At 48.5% G+C, this 855-nt stretch carries 1 protein-coding gene; it reads right to left on the bottom strand.

The genetic code is table 11. The features are described from left to right. Positions 1-259: 259 nt before the first annotated feature. Positions 260-855, bottom strand: a 596-nt coding sequence (locus NW838_RS05620; RefSeq protein WP_414427668.1) for a type II secretion system protein GspD, incomplete at its 5' end; no start/stop codon positions are given.

Below are 855 nucleotides of genomic sequence, written 5' to 3'. Positions count from 1 at the left end.
GGGCAGCCCCAAGAAAATCAGGTGGAATTGGCGCTTGTTGCCCGAGGTGGATCCCAGGCCACTTGAAGAAGCCATTAGCTGCTGAATGCAACTCAACGGATCCCGAAGCTAATGCAGCCAGTAACTCAGGACTGTCGAGAGTTAACTCATGAGGGGTGTGGGGAGCTATGGGTCCTGCGCTGTGCCTATAGTATCAGTGTTGGGAGGATGTCACGAAACTTGGCAGTTCGGCATAACCCTATTTTACGGATTGGGAATTTTACGGATTGGGAGGAAGACCAAAAGCAACATTATCATCCATAATGTAGGGCGTTAGCATGAAGACCACCTCATTGCGCTCGTTATTCACACTCTGAGAGCGGAACAAAGCACCCAAAAGAGGCAAGTCGCCCAGTAAAGGCACTTTTTGAACTTCAACGATGTCCCTGTCTCGAATTAGACCAGCAATGATAAAAGTTTGCCCATCCCGTAACCTTAGCTGAGATGCTTGTAGCTGCCTCCTGTCGATGTTAAAAAGTTGAATACCAGCAAAGGGTCCCTCCTGCAGTATTTGAATAGGTACAGGGATGGAAATTTCTGGCTGAATGGTCAGGGTGACAAACCCATTATCATCTATCCTAACCTCTGAAACGTTAAGGATAACCCCGGCATCCTCTCGCTGCAAACGCTGAGTAACAACTGGAGGCTGGTTTTCGCCCTGGGGTATGGTGATGGTTTCAACGTTAACAGGCACGCTGGTTGCAATGCTAATTCGACTGGATCCGCCATCTGCCACCACAACTTTGGGGTCAGTTAGAATTTTTCCAGTTCCATCTTGTATTGCAGACTGCACTCTTAGAGCCAAAGACTGCTGCA

Origin of the sequence: Synechococcus sp. R55.2, from assembly GCF_047462075.1 — a bacterium.
Taxonomy (GTDB): domain Bacteria; phylum Cyanobacteriota; class Cyanobacteriia; order Thermostichales; family Thermostichaceae; genus Thermostichus.
This window is presented reverse-complemented; position numbering and strand designations above follow the sequence as displayed.